At 73.7% G+C, this 16,705-nt stretch carries 17 protein-coding genes; 8 read left to right on the forward strand and 9 right to left on the reverse strand.

Features of this window, described 5'->3' with window-relative positions; all coding sequences use genetic code 11:
• Positions 1 to 5 precede the first annotated feature (5 nt).
• The 4 genes from ACFYUY_RS07325 to ACFYUY_RS07340 all read right to left on the reverse strand — a co-directional run bounded on the left by ACFYUY_RS07325 (position 6) and on the right by ACFYUY_RS07340 (position 3,383).
• The gene (locus ACFYUY_RS07325) at positions 6 to 233 is read right to left on the reverse strand and encodes a ferredoxin family protein (RefSeq protein WP_360216490.1); all 228 of its coding nucleotides are present in this window, start codon (positions 231 to 233) and stop codon (positions 6 to 8) included.
• 10 nt (positions 234 to 243) lie between these two features.
• On the reverse strand, positions 244 to 996 hold the full coding sequence (locus ACFYUY_RS07330) for a GntR family transcriptional regulator (RefSeq protein WP_387898818.1): 753 nt from the start codon (positions 994 to 996) through the stop codon (positions 244 to 246).
• Positions 997 to 1,235: 239 nt separating this feature from the next.
• The gene (locus tag ACFYUY_RS07335; protein ID WP_387898821.1) at positions 1,236 to 2,108 is read right to left on the reverse strand and encodes an RNA polymerase sigma-70 factor; all 873 of its coding nucleotides are present in this window, start codon (positions 2,106 to 2,108) and stop codon (positions 1,236 to 1,238) included.
• 60 nt (positions 2,109 to 2,168) lie between these two features.
• Positions 2,169 to 3,383 carry a permease gene (locus tag ACFYUY_RS07340; RefSeq protein WP_387898824.1) on the reverse strand — a complete coding sequence of 405 codons (1,215 nt, stop codon included), beginning with the start codon at positions 3,381 to 3,383 and terminating at the stop codon, positions 2,169 to 2,171.
• Between the two features lie 195 nt (positions 3,384 to 3,578).
• On the opposite strand from ACFYUY_RS07340, the gene ACFYUY_RS07345 reads away from it, so the two are divergent.
• The gene (locus tag ACFYUY_RS07345; protein ID WP_360216502.1) at positions 3,579 to 3,953 is read left to right on the forward strand and encodes a VOC family protein; all 375 of its coding nucleotides are present in this window, start codon (positions 3,579 to 3,581) and stop codon (positions 3,951 to 3,953) included.
• 122 nt (positions 3,954 to 4,075) lie between these two features.
• On the forward strand, positions 4,076 to 5,278 hold the full coding sequence (locus ACFYUY_RS07350) for an MFS transporter (protein ID WP_387898827.1): 1,203 nt from the start codon (positions 4,076 to 4,078) through the stop codon (positions 5,276 to 5,278).
• A 64-nt stretch (positions 5,279 to 5,342) separates the two neighbouring features.
• Here ACFYUY_RS07350 and ACFYUY_RS07355 read toward each other — a convergent pair whose 3' ends face one another.
• Positions 5,343 to 6,074 (reverse strand): TSUP family transporter, encoded by a 732-nt coding sequence (locus ACFYUY_RS07355; RefSeq protein ID WP_387898829.1) that lies wholly within the window; start codon positions 6,072 to 6,074, stop codon positions 5,343 to 5,345.
• Positions 6,075 to 6,169: 95 nt separating this feature from the next.
• Complete coding sequence (locus ACFYUY_RS07360) at positions 6,170 to 6,802, reverse strand: hypothetical protein (RefSeq protein ID WP_387898831.1); 633 nt, start codon at positions 6,800 to 6,802, stop codon at positions 6,170 to 6,172.
• A 242-nt stretch (positions 6,803 to 7,044) separates the two neighbouring features.
• On the opposite strand from ACFYUY_RS07360, the gene ACFYUY_RS07365 reads away from it, so the two are divergent.
• Positions 7,045 to 8,187, forward strand: a complete 1,143-nt coding sequence (locus ACFYUY_RS07365) for a restriction endonuclease (RefSeq protein WP_387898833.1) — start codon at positions 7,045 to 7,047, stop codon at positions 8,185 to 8,187.
• A 93-nt stretch (positions 8,188 to 8,280) separates the two neighbouring features.
• Here the strand turns inward: ACFYUY_RS07365 and ACFYUY_RS07370 are convergent, their stop codons facing one another.
• Both ACFYUY_RS07370 and ACFYUY_RS07375 read right to left on the reverse strand, forming a co-directional pair.
• Complete coding sequence (locus ACFYUY_RS07370) at positions 8,281 to 9,747, reverse strand: MFS transporter (protein WP_387898835.1); 1,467 nt, start codon at positions 9,745 to 9,747, stop codon at positions 8,281 to 8,283.
• Positions 9,744 to 10,232, reverse strand: a complete 489-nt coding sequence (locus ACFYUY_RS07375; RefSeq protein WP_360216520.1) for a MarR family transcriptional regulator — start codon at positions 10,230 to 10,232, stop codon at positions 9,744 to 9,746. Before ACFYUY_RS07375 ends, ACFYUY_RS07370 begins: the two co-directional genes overlap by 4 nt.
• Before the next feature lie 224 nt (positions 10,233 to 10,456).
• Here ACFYUY_RS07375 and ACFYUY_RS07380 point away from each other — a divergent pair, with 224 nt between their 5' ends.
• The 5 genes from ACFYUY_RS07380 to ACFYUY_RS07400 all read left to right on the forward strand — a co-directional run bounded on the left by ACFYUY_RS07380 (position 10,457) and on the right by ACFYUY_RS07400 (position 15,254).
• On the forward strand, positions 10,457 to 11,365 hold the full coding sequence (locus ACFYUY_RS07380; protein ID WP_387898837.1) for a BtpA/SgcQ family protein: 909 nt from the start codon (positions 10,457 to 10,459) through the stop codon (positions 11,363 to 11,365).
• 316 nt (positions 11,366 to 11,681) lie between these two features.
• Positions 11,682 to 13,166, forward strand: a complete 1,485-nt coding sequence (locus tag ACFYUY_RS07385) for a cytochrome P450 (protein WP_360216526.1) — start codon at positions 11,682 to 11,684, stop codon at positions 13,164 to 13,166.
• Positions 13,167 to 13,231: 65 nt separating this feature from the next.
• Entirely contained in the window at positions 13,232 to 14,230 is a 999-nt protein-coding gene (locus tag ACFYUY_RS07390; protein WP_387898840.1) for an aminotransferase class IV, read from the forward strand.
• A gap of 55 nt (positions 14,231 to 14,285) precedes the next feature.
• Positions 14,286 to 14,870: a GTP cyclohydrolase II gene (locus ACFYUY_RS07395; RefSeq protein WP_387898843.1), complete on the forward strand. Its 585-nt coding sequence runs from the start codon at positions 14,286 to 14,288 to the stop codon at positions 14,868 to 14,870.
• Between the two features lie 15 nt (positions 14,871 to 14,885).
• Positions 14,886 to 15,254, forward strand: a complete 369-nt coding sequence (locus tag ACFYUY_RS07400) for a non-heme iron oxygenase ferredoxin subunit (protein WP_360216074.1) — start codon at positions 14,886 to 14,888, stop codon at positions 15,252 to 15,254.
• A 67-nt stretch (positions 15,255 to 15,321) separates the two neighbouring features.
• Here the strand turns inward: ACFYUY_RS07400 and ACFYUY_RS07405 are convergent, their stop codons facing one another.
• Positions 15,322 to 16,593, reverse strand: coding sequence for a benzoate/H(+) symporter BenE family transporter (locus tag ACFYUY_RS07405; RefSeq protein WP_387898846.1), 1,272 nt, complete (start codon positions 16,591 to 16,593; stop codon positions 15,322 to 15,324).
• Positions 16,594 to 16,705 lie beyond the last annotated feature (112 nt).

A 16,705-nucleotide genomic window follows, 5' to 3' on the forward strand; every position in this document is an offset into this window, starting at 1 on the left:
GCTCCTCAGCGCAGCAGGTAGGGCATGTTGACGGTGACCGCCCCGGTGGGGCAGCGGGCGGCGCACGGGCCGCAGTACCAGCACTCGTCGACGTGCATGTAGGCCTTGCCGGTGGCCGGGTCGATGGCGAGCGAGTCGAGCGGGCAGACCTCGACGCAGAGCGTGCAACCGTCGATGCACAGCGAGGCGTCGATGGTGACGGGCACGTCGGAGCGGTGGTCGGCGAGTGCCATGGGGGGTTCCTCAGGAAAGGTCGCGCAGCAGCCGGCCCTGCATGGTGATCCGGTCGCCGCGGAAGCGGACGTACTCGAGGTCGACGGGGCGCCCGTCGGCCAGCGTGGTCAGCCGCTCCAGCATCAGCAGGGCGGCCCCGCGCGGGACTTCGAGGACGGTGGCGGAGTGCGCGTCGGCGTTGACGGCCTCCAGGGTGATGTCGGCGGCGCCGAGCGGCTGCCCGGCGGCCTCCTCGATCAGCCGGAACACGTCCCGGTCGACCAGGTCGGCCGGGTCCAGCCGCTCGCCCAGGTCGGGCGCGAGGTAGGTGAGGTCCAGCGAGAGCGGCAGCCCGCCCAGGCGCCGCACCCGCTCGACGTACAGCACGTCGCCGCCCTCGGGCAGGCCCAGCCTCCGGGCCACCGGGCCGGGAGCCCGGACCGGGCCGAAGGCGCGGACCTCGTTGGTCACCTCGCCGTGCTCGTGCAGCGTCTCGGCGAGGCCCTGCAGGCGGGTGAGCCCGTGCGGCAGCTTCTCCGCCACCACCAGCGTCCCCGAACCGGGGACCCGGCGGACCAGGCCCTCGGCGCGCAGCAGGTCGAGGGCCTCCCGGACGGTGTTGCGGGAGGCGCCGAACTCCTCGGCCAGCTGCTCCTCGTGGGGCAGCTGGCCGCCGCGGTAGACGTCGCCGAGCACCTGGTGGCGCAGCACGTCCGCGACCTGCCGGGCCCGGTCGGCGCGCAGCCGGCGCACTGCGGGCCGGGTCGGGTTCTCGCTGGTCATCGGTTGCTCCTGGCGGACTGCTGCGGGGTCAGCCAGAACCCTAGGGGCGGGTGGGCCACCGGTGGGTTGCCGCAGCATTACGCCATCTGACACCCGGTCCGCTGCCCGCCTGACCTGCACCGATGCCCGACCGCCCGCCCGAACCGCCACCCCGGCGCCCACCGACCGCCGACCACCGGCCGCCCGGCGGGACGCGTCCGCCGGGCGACCGGGGCGGCGGTGGGCCGGGGCCGGTGCGGTCAGTGGAGGCCGCGGAGCTTCTCCGGGTTGACCTGGAAGCGCAGCTGGTGGATGCGGCCGTCGGTGAGGTCGTAGGTGAGCGCGCCGACGGGGCGGCCGTCGACGGTGAACAGGATGCCCTCCTCCCCGTTGATGACGGCCGGCTGCCGGGCGATGCCCCGAAGGTGGGGCTTGGCGAGGACGCCGAGCATCCAGCGGGCGACGCCGTCCGCGCCGTGCAGCGGGCGGCGGGCCGCGGTGACCTTGCCGCCGCCGTCGGCCCAGGCGGTCACGTCGGGGGCCAGCAGTTCCATCATCGCGTTCAGGTCCCCGCCCGCGCAGGCGGCGAGGAAGCGGCCGGTGACCTCGCGGCGCTGGTCCGCGTCGCTGTCGAAGCGGGAGCGCCGGGCCCGGACGTGTTCGCGGGCCCGGTGGGCGGTCTGGCGCACCGTCGCCTCGCTGCGGTCGAGGATCGCGGCGATCTCGCCGTACGAGTAGCCGAAGGCCTCGCGCAGCACGAAGACGGCCCGCTCGACGGGGGTGAGGCTCTCCAGGAGGACGAGCACCGCGGTGGAGACGGTGTCGGCCAGCTCGGCCTCCTCGGCGACATCGGGTGTGGTGAGCAGCGGCTCGGGCAGCCACGGTCCGACGTAGGACTCGCGGGTGGCGCGGGCCGAGGTGAGCCGGTTCAGCGAGAGGTTGGTGACCGTGCGCACCAGGTAGGCCCGGGAGTTGGCGACCGCGCCGTGGTCGGTGTCGGACCACTTGAGCCAGGCGTCCTGCAGCACGTCCTCCGCGTCGGCGACGCTGCCGAGCAGGCGGTAGGCGGTGGCGAAGAGGAGTCGGCGGTGCGCGGTGAAGTCGTCCAGTGGCTGCGCGGGCGTGTTGATCATGGTCAATCAGGCTGCCACCGAGCCGCTCCCCCGGCAAGCGGGATGATCCGGTCCACGGGGTCAATGGCCGACCGGTGGGCTCCCGCGGTGGCCGTGACCGTCCGCGCCCCCGTGGGCCTCGTCCGGGCCACCCCCGTGGGCGTCGTCCGGGCCGCCGCCCATCATCCGGAGCATCGCGGCGCCGCCGGTGCGGAAGAAACGGGTCACCAGGGCCGCGGCCAGCAGCAGGAAGGCGATGTTGAGCCAGGTGGTGTAGTTCCAGCTGACGCCCTCCATCGGGATCTCCGCGTCGCCCTGGTCGGGCACCAGCCCCAGGGCGCCGAAGGTGAACTCCACCACGTACCCGGCCACCACGATGGCGACGTAGAAGGTGCCGAGGAGGAAGAGGGCCGTCCGGCGGCCGTAGTACTTCCGGTAGATGTTGAGGATCGGCAGGATCAGCAGGTCGGCGAAGATGAAGGCGATCACCCCGCCGAAGCTGATGCCACCCTTCCAGAGCACCACCGCCAGCGGCACGTTGCCGATCGAGCAGACGAAGGACGCGATCGCCACCAGCGGGCCGACCAGTGGGCCCCACAGCTTGGCGGCGAGCGGGTGGTCGACGAAGAAGAAGGCCTGCCAGAAGGAGTCGGGCACCCAGGCGGCGATGGCGCCGGCGATGAGCAGGCCGATCACCAGGTCCTTGAGGATGGCCGCCCACTCCATGACGAAGACGTGCGAGGTGGCGGTGTAGCCGCGCGGGGAGAGCAGCCGCCGGGCGAAGGAGCCGCTCCCCCGGACGGACATGTCCATCGCGGCGTGCCCCTCCATCGAGCCGGCCCGGCCGTGGTCCGCCTGTTCGCGGGCCTCCCGCAGCATCCGCTCGCGCAGGAGGACGCGGAAGAGGAGGGCGAGGACCACGATCATGATCGGCCCGCCGACGAACTCCGCGGCGGTGAACTGCCAGCCCATCAGCAGGGCCAGGATGACCCCGAGTTCGACGACCAGGTTGGTGGAGGCGATCTCGAAGGCCATCGCGGCGGTGAAGTCGGCGCCCTTGCGGAACAGCGACCGGGCGAGCGCCACCGCGGCGTAGGAGCAGGAGGAGGAGGCCGCGCCGAGGAGCGCGGCGACGGCGAGGGTGCGGGGGCGCGCGTCGCCGAGGAGCCGGACGACGGTCGCCTTGTGCACGACGGCCTGGACCACGGCGGACAGCAGGAAGCCGAGGATCAGCGCCCAGGTGATCTCCCAGGTCATCGATCCGGTGATGGACAGCGCGTGCAGGATGGCGCTCATACGCGTCGGTTCCCCCCTCGACTGGCGGTCACAGCGCGGACGATATACCCCCTACAGGTATTGCGCGAGCATCTCCCCCGTGTCGCGGAAACCGGTCGCGCGGGCGGCGGGCCGATCACTACGGTGGGGCGGCGGCGCTGCGGCACCACGCGAGGCCCGCGCACGAGCCCGACCCCGACCGCCAGGGAGACCGCCATGCCCCCGCCGCAGCTGAAGCTCGCCGCGATCACGCTCGACTGCGCCGACCCCGTCGCGCTGGCAGCCTTCTACCGGCAGGCCACCGGGTTCGACCCGCATCCGAAGTCGGACGCCGAATTCTCCGGGCTCACCCGCGGGGACGGGCTGTTCATCGGCTTCCAGCGGGTCGACGGCTACCGCACCCCGCAGTGGCCCGGCCAGGACGTGCCGCAGCAGATCCACCTCGACTTCGAGGTGGACGACCTCGACGCCGCCGAGGCGATGCTGCGGGAGCTGGGCGCGGTCAGGCCCGAGCACCAGCCGCTCGGCGGCGACCGGGTCCGGGTCCTCCTGGACCCGGCCGGGCACCCGTTCTGCCTCACCCTGCCCTGACCCCCGGCCCGGCCCGCGAACCGACCCGCCCCCCTGACCCGCGTGCCGTCGGCGCACCCGTTCGGCCCAGCCGGGCCGTGTGGGCCACGGGGACGGCAGGCAGGGGCACCTACCGTGGGCGAATGACCGATCATCAGACTGCGCGGCCCGTCGTCGACCGCCTCGGCTACCTCGGGGCGGCCGCCGCCTTCGCCGTCTGCATGGCGGGCACCACCCTGCCCACCCCGCTGTACGGCCTCTACCAGGAGGAGATCGGCTTCTCCGAACAGACCGTCACGGTGGTGTTCGCCGTCTACGCCCTCGGCGTCATCGGCGTGCTGCTGCTCGTCGGCACCGTCTCCGACGCCGTCGGGCGCCGTCCCGTCCTGCTCTGCGGGCTCTTCTTCGCCGCCTGCAGCGCCGTCGCCTTCCTGGCTGAGGGCGGACTGCCGCTGCTGGTCCTGGGCCGTCTGCTGTCCGGCGTGTCCGCGGGCCTGTTCACCGGCACCGCCACCGCGTACGTCCTGGAACTCGCCCCGCCCGGGCGCCGGGCCCGGGCCGGCTTCGTCGCCACCGCCGCCAACATGGGCGGCCTCGGCTGCGGCACCCTGCTCTCCGGGCTGCTCGCCGAATACGCGCCGGACCCCCTCGTCCTGCCGTTCGTCGTCCACCTGGCGCTGATCACGGCGTCCTTCGCCGTCCTCTGGCTGCTGCCCGAGACCGTCGCCGGGGCCCGCCCGCTGCGCACCGCCCGCCCGAAGCTGCCGACCCTGCCGCCCGAGGTCCGCGGGGTCTTCGTCCCCGCCGGGCTCGCCGCCTTCGCCGGCTTCTCCCTGCTCGGCGTCTTCACCTCCGTCACCCCGGCCTTCCTCGCGCAGAGCCTGGGCATCGACAACCGCGCCGTCGTCGGGCTCGTCGTCTTCACCGGGTTCTTCGCCTCCACCCTCGGCCAGCTCGTGGTGCCGCGGCTGGGCACCGCCCGGGCGATCCCCCTCGGCTGCCTGGTGCTCATCGCCGGGCTCGCCCTGCTGGCCGCCTCACTCGCCTGGACCACCCTCCCGCCCCTGCTGCTCAGCGCCCTGGTGGGCGGCGCCGGCCAGGGCATGGGCCTGCGCGGCGCGGTCGGGGAGGTCGCCGCGGCCGCCCCCGCCGAGCACCGCGGCGGCGTCCTCTCCGCGCTCTTCGTGGTCGCCTACTTCGGCATCTCGATCCCGGTCATCGGCGTCGGCTTCCTCTCCGAACCCCTCGGCCTCGCCCACGCCGGCCTCGTCTTCACCGCCTGCATGGCCGTCGTCGCCGCCGTCTCCGGCACCTACCTGCTCCGCCGCTCCCGCGCCACCGCCTGACCGGCCGGGCCGGACGGACCGGACCTGACGGGTCACCCGGTCCGCCGCAGCTCGGGCCCGGGCCTCAGAGCCCCCACAGTCCCTTGCCCAGGGTGGTGAGGCCGCCGGCCAGTGCCAGCAGCAGCACCAGCGACCGGGCCCGGCGGTCCGGGATCCGGCCGGCCAGCGCCCGGCCGGCCAGCGCGCCGAGCGCCGTCGCGGCCGAGACCAGCACCCAGAGCGGCGCGGTCAGCTGGGGCAGGCCCTTGGCCGTGACGGAGAAGGCGTTCACCACGACCCCGTAGAACTGCGCGTTCGGCACGAACTCCCGCACCGACCAGCCCGCGTTGACGGCGTAGAGCGAGATGGCCGGGCCGCCGACCCCCGCCGAGGAGTTCATGAACCCGCTCGCCGCACCGGCGGCCACCGCTCCCCCGGCACCCCGCAGCGACGGCACCCGGGCGCCTGCCATCACCAGCAGCACGGCCGCCGTCACCAGCACCCCCATGCCCGCCAGCAGGACCGGCTCCGGCAGCCGGGCCGCCACCCAGGCCCCGGCCGGTACGGTGCAGGCGGCCGCGGCGATCAACGGCAGCATCGCCGCCACCCGCACCTCCCGCCAGCTGTCCACCAGCCCGGCCGCGCTGATCGCACCGGCCGCGCAGTTCGCCAGCACCACGCCCTGCGCCGGGCCGAGCAGCAGCACCAGGGCGGGCGCCGCGACCAGCGCGAACCCCATCCCCGTCATCCGCTGCACGGACGCGCCCGCCAGGACGACGACACCCAGCAGGACGTCCGCAGCCCATCCGCTGCTCACCGGCGGCTCCTCGTACGCGCTGGTCGTTCGTGCTCCCGCCCAGCGTCCACCCGGCGGACGGGTGCGGACAACGGCGTTTCCCGGCCGAACAGAGCCTAGGTCAGCCGGGCGACGGCCTGGCGGGCCGCTGCCCGGCCGTCCGGCCGCGGGGCGGGCACCCGGGGGCCGCCGGCCAGGTCCCGGCCGGTCAGCGAGCCGGCGTGGGCCCGTGTCCAGTCCGCCCGGTTCACCACGGCGACGTGCCCCTCGGTGTGCGCCCTCGCGTCCTGGTAGTCGTGGTGCGGCGCCAGCAGGATCCGCAGGTCCTGGCCGTTCAGCCACTCCAGCCCGAGCACCTGCCGGCCGAAGTGGCCCTCGATCATCGACCGCACCAGACCCGTCTCCAGGTGGACGAGCAGCAGCTCCCCCTCGAAGTGGTAGCCGCCGTCGTAGTCCCCCGTCCCCACGGCGAGCAGCGGCCGGTGCGGGTGGAAGGCCATCGCCTGCACCGGGAACCCGGTGGGCACCAGCCACCGCACGCGCTTGCTCCCCCGGACGTCGAACAGGCCGACCGCGCAGGCCTCGCCGTCCTCCCGTTCGCCGGCCACCGCCAGCAGTCCGCGCTGCCGGTCGGCGACGGCCAGGCACGGCTCGCCGAGCTCGGCGAGGAGGCGGTCACCACGGCCACCACGGTCATCGCGGTCATCGCGGTCACGGCCGGGGTCACCGTCGACGGGGGTATCGGGCATACGGTGATCCTCGCACTCCGCCCCGCCTCCCGCGGACCCGGGCCACGGTCGAAGCCCCACGTCGTCGGCGGTCCGGGCCGATCACGAAGCGGCTGCGCGCCGGGCGCAGGCCGCCTCGGGCGAGCGGTGCTAGGCATCCGATCCCTCCGGAAAGGTCTCGTTTGTGCGACGGCGCTGACGCGGTGTCATCCGATCCCCTACGGTGACGCCTGCCGCAGTCGTCACCGCCAAGGGAGCACCACATGTCCCGGAGCCGTAAGCTCCACCGCCTCAGCACCCCCGACACCGACGAGCGCCGCGCGCAGCGGATGCTCTTCCGCCACCTGCGCGACGACACCAACGCCGACCGCGGCCGGATGGCGCGGCGGGTGCGCGAGCTCCAGCTGCTGCTGGCGATGGACCCGGTCGAGTTCGAGCGGCTGATCGCCCGGCTGATGGAGGCCATGGGCATGAAGGTCGAGCTGACGGCCCGCTCGCGGGACGGCGGGGTGGACGTGCGCGGGCTCGACACCGACCCGTTCCGGGGCGGGAACGTGATCGTGCAGGTGAAGCGGTACCGGGACACCGTCGCCCCGACGGCCGTCCGGGACCTCTACGGGACGCTGCAGCACGACGGGGCGGCCACCAAGGCCGTACTCGTCACCACCAGCAGGTTCGGGCCGAGTTCGCACCAGTTCGTGGCGGGCAAGCCGGTCACCCTGATCAACGGCGCCGAGCTGGTCGGTCTGCTCAAGCACCACGGTTTCCACGAGGTGTTCGCCGCCGCCCGGGACGGTGCCGGCGCTGTCGCCGCGGACGGCGCCGGGGAGGCGGACGGCCTGCCGGCGATCGAGGTCGCCGCCGAGCCGGCGCGGCTGCTGCTGCACTGGACCGGCGAGGAGGAGTACGACATCGCGGCGCTGGTCTGCCGGGGGAACGCCGCGCTCTCGGACGAGCACCTGGTGTTCTACAACAACGGGTCGACGCCGGACGGTTCGGTGCGTCTGGTGACCGGGTACGGCGACGCCAACGCCTGTCTGATGGTCGACTTCGACGCGCTGCCCGCCGAGGCCGACCGGTTGGTCATCGTCGCCGCGGCCGACACCGAGAACCACCCCGGGGCCACCATGGCGGGCTTCGGCGGGCCGGCGCTGATCCTGGAGGCGGGCGCCGACCAGCCCGCGTCGGTGGTGCACCTGGCCGACGGTGCGGAGACCAACACCGCGATGCGCCTGGGCCGGTTCGACCGCGACGAGGCGGGCGACTGGGACTTCACCCCGGCCCTCGCCGGGTACCCGGGCGGTCTGCGCCAGGCCGTGATGGCCTACGGCGTGGAGGTCGACGAGGCGGACGGCGCCGACGCGGTGGACGAGGCCGTCGAGGTCGTCGAGGTCGTCGAGGCCTGAGCCGGTCGCGGTCACCGGGGAACCGTCGAAGGCCGACCTGAGCGCCTGCCGGGGCTCGGTGGCCACGGTCACCGGAACCGCATGCCGGCGTCCTCAGCTCCCGGTCCGACTCGACCGGCCCCGGCCCGGCGCACCGACCGGCACTCCGTCCGGGGCCGCGGTCGGACCGGTCCCGGGTGTGCGGCGGCGGGCGAGAGCGAGGCCGGTCATCGCCGTGATCACCATCGCGGCGATGCCGACCAACGCCGCGGTGGTGTAGGCGTCGTCGTCCGGGAGGAGGCGGCCGGTGGCGGTTCCGGCCGCCAGCACCAGGCCGCCGATGGCGCTGCCCAGGGAGTAACCGACGCTGCGGACGACGTAGTTGAAGCTCATGGCGCTCGACGTCTCGCTCGTGGGTGTGACGGCCAGGATGACACCGGGCATGGCGGCCGAGAAGCTGCCGACGCCGAGGCCCAGCACGCCCATGGCCACCAGCAGTTCGGCCAGGCCGGACCGGGCCGTGGCGAACACGACGAACCCGCAGCCGACGACGGCGGCGCTGCCGGCCAGCAGCAGCGGGCCGTCGATCCGTTCGCGGACCCTCGGCGTGAGCCTGCCGGCGACGAACCCCAGCACGGAGAACGGGACGAGGACCAGCCCCGCGGCGAAGGTGGTCAGCCCGAAGCCGTAGCCGGCGCCGGGCGGCGTCTGCGCGTAGCGGGTGATGAGCGTGAGCAGCAGGTACATGCCGCTCCCGCCGACGAACATCGCGATGTTCGCGCCGGCGACCGCCGGGTGCCGCACCGCCCGGACGTCGACCAGCGGCGTCCTGCTGCGCAGCTCGGAGGTGGTCCACAGGCCGAGCAGGAGCACGGCGACGACGGCGAGGGTCACCGCCACGGCGAGGTGACGGCTCCACAGGCTCCGCTCGCCGGCCAGGAACAGGGCGAGGAACAGCGCGCCCGCCAGGACGATCGCGCCGGCCACGTTCACTCGGGCGGAGCGGCCTGCGGGAGCCGCGGGCACGGAGCGCCAGGCGGTCAGGAGAGCGAGGGCGGTGACGAGCAGGCCGAGGCCGTAGGCGGTTCGCAGCCCACCGAACTCGGCGAGCAGTGCGGCGAGCGGGTAGCCGACGCCGGCTCCGATGATGGAGACCACGGAGATCAGGGCGATCGTGGCCGCGCTGCGCTCCTCGGGAAGGTGGTCGCGGGCCACGCCCATCAACAGCGCGGTGAGACCGAGTCCGACGCCTTGGGCCGCCCGGCCGACGAGCAGCCACGCGAACGGGAGCGGCAGCACGGTGAGCGCACTGCCCACGACGACGATCGCCAGCGTGGCGAGGATCGTGGCCCGCCGGTGCGGGCCGGCTCCGAGCCGGCCGAGGACGGGTGTGGCGACGGCACCGCTGAGCAGCGCGATGGTCAGCGTCCACTGGGCACTGTCGAGGGAGACGTGGAACGTGGTCGCCACGCTCGTGACGAGCGGTGTCCCGAGGCTGCCGACCGCCGCCACGACCAGGGCGACGAACATCAGGGCGGGCACCAGCGCCCGTGTCCCGGAACGCATCGGCGCGGTGCTCATCGGCTGGTCCTGCGCTTGGGCCGGGGAGACTGCTCCGGCTCCGCTCCGGCGTGACTCTCGAGCTCCGCCAGGTGCAGCAGCGCCGGAAGGGCCGCCGCCAGGGCCTCGACCTCGTCATCGGTGAGCCCTTCGACCAACCGCGCGTACGCGTCGACGCCCGCCTGGCGCCGCGTCCGGACGTAGGACGCGCCGGCCTCGGTCAGGCACACCAGCGTGACCCGCCTGTCGGACGGATCGCCCGTCCGCTCGACCAGGCCGGATTCCTCCATGCCGCGGACCAGGACGGTCATCGCGGGCTGGGTGACGCCCTCGGCCGCGGCCAGATCGGTGATCCGCCGGGGGCCGGTCTTGTCCAGGGTGGCCAGGGTGGCGGCGGAGGTGAGGCTCATGTCGCGGGGAAGGCGCCTCACGGCCCTGGTGGCCAGGCCGTAGAGGGCCGACCCGATGGCGGCGGGGGCGTCGGGCGCGGGGTCTTGGTGACTCATGCTCGAAGCATAGCTATTTTATATGAATCCTTTATGCACTTTGCGGCGAAGGGTTCCGGGCGCCGACCCCGTCCCGGTTCCGCCGTTGTCCGGCGGCGGCGGCCCCGCACTGGGTAGGCTGGGGACCGCCTTCCCCAGCTCACTTGGCCAATCACACGGTGCGAGACGTCCGTGCCATCGCCGGCAGTGGCTCCGGGCGCCTCCTCGGGACCTCGGTGGAGTCCATGGCATCCTTCGGCAGGGAAACGACCGACCGCCCCGGCGACGCCCCGGGGCGCGGGGATCTGGAGCGGCTCTTCGGGCGGCGGTTCGCCCTCATCGGCATGATCCACCTGTTGCCGCTCCCCGGCTCGCCCCGGTTCGTCCCGGAGCGCGGGATGGCCGAGGTGGTCCGGCGGGCCACGGAGGAGGCCCGGCTGCTCGTCGACGCGGGGTTCGACGGGCTGATCGTCGAGAACGGCTGGGACATCCCGTTCCTCAAGCCCGACGACATCGGCCCCGAGACGCCGGCGGCGATGGCCGTCGCCACGGCCGAGGTGGCGCGCGCCGTGGGCGTGCCGCTGGGGGTCAACTGCCTGGCCAACGCCGTCGACCGCTCGCTCGCGGTGGCCGCCGCCACCGGCGCCCGGTTCGTGCGCTCCAACCAGTGGGCCAACGCCTACGTGGCGAACGAGGGCGTCGTCGAGGGGCGGGCCGGGCTGATGACGCGCTACCGGAGGGCGATCGGCGCCGAGCACGTGACGGTCTGGGCCGACGTCCAGGTCAAGCTCGGCTCGCACGCGATCACCGCGGACCGCTCGCTGACCGACCAGGCCCGGGACGCGGCCTGGTTCGACGCGGACGCCCTGATCGTCACCGGGACCAGGCTCGGCGACGCGCCCCTGACGGACCACCTGGAGACGGTCCGCGCGGCCACCGACCTGCCCCTGGTGGCGGGCTCCGGCGTACGGGTCGAGAACCTGGCGGACGTCGTTCCGCACGCCGACGGCGCCATCGTCGGCAGTTCCATCAAATCCGGCGGGGTCTGGCACGGCCGGATCGACCGTGGGGTCTGTGAGCGGTTGAGTGCCGCACGGGACGAATTGGAAAAGCGGTTCGCGGATTCGGGCCCGTCCGACAACCGGTCGGACTGACCGGGGAATTCGGCCATTCCCGAGATCACCACGGCGTCGTTGCGCGAACCGATTCGCGCCTCATATATTGACCGGGTCATCTCCTGTCGGCCGTGCCGGCACGATCGGCACGGTACGGGGTTTCGCACGCGGAACGATCAACGGGGGGATCGGACGGGCCCGCACGTGCGGCGGCCCGGTGCGGCCCGGTCGGGGGTGACCGGATCTCCGGCTCCGAGTTCGAGGAAAACGCTCCCTGACGTCCCGGGAGCGCCTGAGCCAATGACGAGGCGCGCCCGTTCGCCGGGGCCCGCCCCTGAGCGTCGAGGAGTGGATCATGAGATTATTACGGTACGTCCCGGTGGCGGCCGCCGGCGCCGCCTCGCTGGCCTTCACCGCGAAGGCGGCACGCACGGTGCGCGAGCGCCGGTACTACGAGAAGCAGGGCGTCGCGTTCAGCCGGACCTACCCGCTCATCGGGTCCGAGACCGACGTATCCGGGCTGATCGGCCGGAACAAGACCCGGGACTATCTCTACCTGGACCATCCGGCCACGGATTTCGTGGGAAGCATTCGCGGTTTCGACATCCAGCTCTACGCGGTGAACCGGCAGGCGACGGAGATCCTCACCTCCCCGGCGGTCACCGGAAAGTACATCGACCGGGACACGCCCGCCCTGTATTCCTTCGGGCAGTTGTCCCCCTCGGCGATGACGTTCCAGAAGATCACCACCGAACACTTCGGCGACCGCAAACGCAACCTCGGAAAGGGCTTCGACCAGGAGCGGATCGACGAACTCTCGGCCCGGCGGGCCGCCGGGACGTGCGCGGCGTTCGACGCCCGGGCCCCGCTCGACATGAAGACCATCGCGGGCGACTACACCCGTGAGGTCATGGGCGAGTTCGTCTGGGGACAGGACGCGATGCGGCTCACGGTGTCCTACAAGGACGGCCGCGGAAACGTGTCGCAGGTGCCCTTCATGCTCTCCCTGAACGAGACCTTCACCGGCCTGCGGTTCTACTCCAACCGCTTCTGGAACCGGGTCCACTTCCCGATGGCGACCTGGCCGGTCACCCGGGAGGCCCGGCGCCTGCAGTACAACATCAGGGCGCTGCAGGACCACCTGGCGGAGCTGCTGCAGGGCGTCCCCGGGCCCGGGACGGTGTGGGAGCAGGTCGCCACCGGCAACGGGAAGCTCGACATCCCGCTGGAGATCACCCGGGACGACCTCCTGACGGCCTCCATCGCCGGCCTGGACACCGTCCAGAACACCATCCTCGCCACCCTCTGGTACGTCCTCCAGCCGGAGAACGCCACCTGGTGCGAGGCGATCGCGGGCAGCACCGGCGACCGCAAGGACGAGCTGGTCGAGGCCTGCGTCAGCGAGTCGCTCCGGCTCAGCCCGCCCGGATCGGTCATCAACAACAAGATCGTCGAGGACTTCGACGTGGACGTCGAGGGGCGCCGCTACCTGCTGCGCAAGGGCACCCGGGTGATGCCCAACATCCACGCGCTGCACGCCCGTTACGGCGACGCCTTCCTGCCCGAGCGCTTCCTGCCCGAGGCCAAGGGCTCCGAGCCGTACGTGCTGCCCTTCGGCAAGGGTCGGCGCAGCTGCCCCGGGCGCAACCTCGGCATGGTGATGGCGAAGAACTTCGTCAGCCGGTTCGTCACCGAGCACCCCGAGGCCCGGATCACCAACCTCGCGGACAAGGACATCCACTTCAACAACCTCTCGCACTCGCAGCTGCTGATCGCCATCGGCCCGGCCGCGGCGCACGGCTACGACACCGCCGGCTCCTGCCCCGTCCTCCCGGCCTGACCGTGGCGCCACGGGACGCGGAACTCCGCCCCGCGCGGGGCGCCGGGGAGGGCTGGCTGCCCTCGGTGGCGGTGTCGCGGTGCGAGGAGCAGGGTGGCGGGGACGCCCTGGGCGGCGGCGCCGGGTACGGGCCGCCGGTGCTGACCGCCAACGACGTGGGCGGGCTGGCCGAGTTCAGCGCGGACGGCATCCAGTTCGGCTTCTCGGTCTTCGAGGGGATGCGCGCGTTCGTCGCCGCCCCGGAGTTCCTGGTCTTCCGCTCGCGCGACCACCACGAGCGGCTGCGGGCCTCCTGCGCGGCGCTCGCACTGCCCTGTCCGTCCTACGAGGTGTTCATCGCGGCCGTCGAGCGGGCGGTGCGCGCCAACTGGGACGGCGGGGAGCCCCGGCTCTACCTGAGACCGGTGGTGTTCGCCGCAGGCGGCGACCTCATGCCCCTGCGGAGCCGGACGTCGGTGTTCGCCGTCCTGGTGAAGCGCTTCGACCCGGCCGCCGAGGGCCTGGCCGTCCTCGTCGAGGGCGGCGCGCCACGCACGCTCCCGGCCTTCGCGAGCGTCAAGACCGCCGGGAACTACACGAGTTCGGCACTGGCGATGCGCCGGGCGGTGGCCGCGGGCTGTGACACGGTGCTCTGGCTGGACGGCGACGGCCACCTCCAGGAGTGCACCACGACGAACGTGTTCCTCCAGCTGGACGGCCGGCTGGTCACCCCGCCCCTGGGCTCGATCCTGCCCGGAGTCACCCGCCGGACGGTGCTCGACCTGCTGGCCGGCATGGGCGAGCAGGTGGTCGAACGCCACGTCCACGTCTCGGAGTTGTCCGCCGCCCTGGCCCGCGGCGAGCAGCTGCACGTCTTCACCACCTCCACGGCGCTCGGCCTGCGGCCGGTGACCCGCCTGCGGCTGGACTCCACGGACCACCGGCTCGGCGGAAGCGCACCGGAGGCCTGGCGGCGGGTGGCCGAGCAGTACTCCCTGGTGACGGCGGGGTTCACCGCCGCGGCCGGGCCCCGCGCGCCGATCCTGGCGCGTTCGCACCGCGCCGACCTGCGCGGCCCGGCCTGAGCCGAGCCGGTCGGTGGATCAGAGAATCCTCCCTCTCCCAACGGATTGGATCGACGTGGTAGTCCTTCTGGCCCAGGGCCCGATACACACCCGGTACGGCGACTTCACCGAGTACCTCTTCTACGACGGCCGCAACGAGTCGATCGCCATCGTCATGGGCGACATCGCGGGTGGGCAGGGCGTGCTCTGCCGGGTGCACTCGCACTGCACGTCCGCCCACGTCTTCAACGGCGTCGAGTGCGACTGCCGGGAGCAGATGGCGATGGCGCAGGAGAAGGTCCGGCGCGCCGGCGCCGGGATCATCGTGTGGCTGGACCAGGACGGCAAGGGCAACGGCCGGATGGCCGAACTGCTCACCGCCTCGCTCAAGGCCGAGGGGGTCGCCCAGACCGAGGCGTACGCGCGGCTCGGCTTCCCGCGGGACGCCCGGTCCTTCGACGGGGCGGCCGAGATCCTGAAGTTCTTCGGCGTCGGCTCGGTGACGCTGATGTCCAACAACCCGGAGAAGGCCGGCGGGCTGCGGGCCTGCGGCATCACCGTCGCCGGCACGGAGGCGCTGACCGTCGTCCCGGACAACCCCCTGGTGGAGAAGACGCTCCGGGACAAGATCCGGTACCAGAACCACACGATCGAACTCTGAGCGGGGAGGACGAGCATGACCAACGGGCCGATCGATCCGATCAGGGTCTGCGCGGTGTCGGACCTGTCCGAGGACAAGGGCTACCGGGTCGCCTCGGTGTCGCCGCCGATCGCGGTCTTCCTCGGCCGGGACGGCGCGGTGCACGTCGTCGACGACTCCTGCACCCACCAGACCGCGGCGCTGTCGGACGGGTGGGTCGACGACTGCGTCGTGGAGTGCCCGCTGCACATGTCCCGGTTCGACCTGCGCACCGGGGCGGTGGACGCTCCGCCCGCGAAGGCCCCCGTCCGGGTCCACGCCGCCGAGGTCGTCGACGGCGAGGTCTGGGTGACGCTGTCGCAGGAGGCGCCGAACCTTCCGCCGGGCGTCCGCGCCCGGTCCTGACGGCCGGCGCGGCCCGGGTCGGTGACCGGGCCGCGCCGCGCTCGGGCCGGGCCATCCCCGGCGGCGCTCAGGCCGACTCCTCCTCGGCGACCGGCTCGCGCGCCGCCCGGCCCGGCCCGGCCTCCGGGGCCGTGGCGGCGGCCGGGCCCGGGTCGGAGCGCCGGGTCTGCGCCGAGAAGGCCACCCGCACCACCAGGCCTGCGAGCAGCGCCCAGAAGGCCGAGCTGACGCCCGCCAGCGTGGTGCCCGAGGCGGCGACCACGAAGGTGACCGTCGCCGCCGTCCGCTCCGCCACCGGGACGCCCGTGGCCGACTCCCCTCCCCCGCCGAGCGCGGCCGACAGCGCGTGGCCGAGCGTCCCCAGCAGGGCGAGCCCGGCCACCGTGCCGACCACCTCCGCCGGGGCGACGGCGAGGAAGCTGATGAGCGCCGTGGTCCCCGCGGCGATGCCCAGGTAGGTGATGCCGAAGGCCTGGGAGGAGAGCCACCGGCGGGCCGGGTCCGGGTGCGCCTCCGGCGAGGCGGGCAGCGCGGCGCTGATCGCCGCGAGGTTGACGGCGTGCCCGCCGAACGGCGCGGCCAGCATGCTGCCCAGACCGGTGACCACCATCGCCGGGCGCCACGGGACGCGGTACCCGAAGGAGCTCATGATCGCGATGCCCGGCACGTTCTGCGCGGCCATCGTCACCACGTAGAGCGGCAGGGCGATGCCGGCCACCGCGGCCCAGCTCAGCCGGGGCCCGGTCAGGGCCAGCTGCGGGAGCCAGGGCCCGTGCAGACCCTGGCCGCGGACGGCCAGGACCCCGACGACCAGCACCGTGGCGCCGAAGGCCGCCGGGACGGCCCACCGCGGCGCGGTCACCACCGCGACCAGCCAGGTCAGCAGGATCGGGGCGACCTCCCAGGGGTGCGAGCCGAGCGCCTTGACCGGGACGAGGCAGAGTTCGAGCAGGACGCCGGCGAGCATCGCCTGGGCGATCGACGCCGGGATCGCCGCCACCTTGGCGCCGAGCCGCGGCCAGAGGCCGGTGACGGCCACCAGGGCGCCCGCGACCAGGAACCCACCCACCGCCGCCGGCCACCCGCCGGCCACGTGCCCGGCGCTCGCCAGCACGGCGGCACCCGGCGTGGACCAGGCGGCGGTGATCGGCATGCGGCAGCGTCTGCTCAGCCAGAGGCTGGCCACCCCGAGCGCGGCGCAGAGCGCCACCAGCCCCGAGGCCGCCTGGGCCGGACTCGCCCCCACGGCGCGCAGGCCCGTGAGGACCGCCGCGAAGGTGCTGGTGTATCCGATGAACGCGATCGCGATGCCGGTGACGACGGGCTGCCCTCGTTCCACCCCTGGCACACTACCGAGCCGCGCCGCCCCCGGGTGCCGTTTCGATCCCCCGGCCGTCAACTCCCCTCCGGCGCGGCCCGAACGGGCAGCGGAATCGACCCGAACGGACCAG

This window comes from Kitasatospora sp. NPDC004745, assembly GCF_042873275.1.
Classification (GTDB): domain Bacteria; phylum Actinomycetota; class Actinomycetes; order Streptomycetales; family Streptomycetaceae; genus Kitasatospora.

Excerpts from the sequence above, each read along its gene's own strand:
- ACFYUY_RS07345 (WP_360216502.1), top strand. The coding sequence starts at position 3,579 with ATGCCCCCGCCGCAGCTGAAGCTCGCCGCGATCACGCTCGACTGCGCC.
- ACFYUY_RS07385 (WP_360216526.1), top strand. The coding sequence starts at position 11,682 with ATGAGATTATTACGGTACGTCCCGGTGGCGGCCGCCGGCGCCGCCTCG.
- ACFYUY_RS07360 (WP_387898831.1), bottom strand. The coding sequence starts at position 6,802 with ATGCCCGATACCCCCGTCGACGGTGACCCCGGCCGTGACCGCGATGAC.
- ACFYUY_RS07400 (WP_360216074.1), top strand. The coding sequence starts at position 14,886 with ATGACCAACGGGCCGATCGATCCGATCAGGGTCTGCGCGGTGTCGGAC.
- ACFYUY_RS07340 (WP_387898824.1), bottom strand. The coding sequence starts at position 3,383 with ATGAGCGCCATCCTGCACGCGCTGTCCATCACCGGATCGATGACCTGG.
- ACFYUY_RS07330 (WP_387898818.1), bottom strand. The coding sequence starts at position 996 with ATGACCAGCGAGAACCCGACCCGGCCCGCAGTGCGCCGGCTGCGCGCC.
- ACFYUY_RS07365 (WP_387898833.1), top strand. The coding sequence starts at position 7,045 with ATGTCCCGGAGCCGTAAGCTCCACCGCCTCAGCACCCCCGACACCGAC.
- ACFYUY_RS07325 (WP_360216490.1), bottom strand. The coding sequence starts at position 233 with ATGGCACTCGCCGACCACCGCTCCGACGTGCCCGTCACCATCGACGCC.
- ACFYUY_RS07350 (WP_387898827.1), top strand. The coding sequence starts at position 4,076 with ATGACCGATCATCAGACTGCGCGGCCCGTCGTCGACCGCCTCGGCTAC.
- ACFYUY_RS07335 (WP_387898821.1), bottom strand. The coding sequence starts at position 2,108 with ATGATCAACACGCCCGCGCAGCCACTGGACGACTTCACCGCGCACCGC.
- ACFYUY_RS07370 (WP_387898835.1), bottom strand. The coding sequence starts at position 9,747 with ATGAGCACCGCGCCGATGCGTTCCGGGACACGGGCGCTGGTGCCCGCC.
- ACFYUY_RS07380 (WP_387898837.1), top strand. The coding sequence starts at position 10,457 with ATGGCATCCTTCGGCAGGGAAACGACCGACCGCCCCGGCGACGCCCCG.
- ACFYUY_RS07375 (WP_360216520.1), bottom strand. The coding sequence starts at position 10,232 with ATGAGTCACCAAGACCCCGCGCCCGACGCCCCCGCCGCCATCGGGTCG.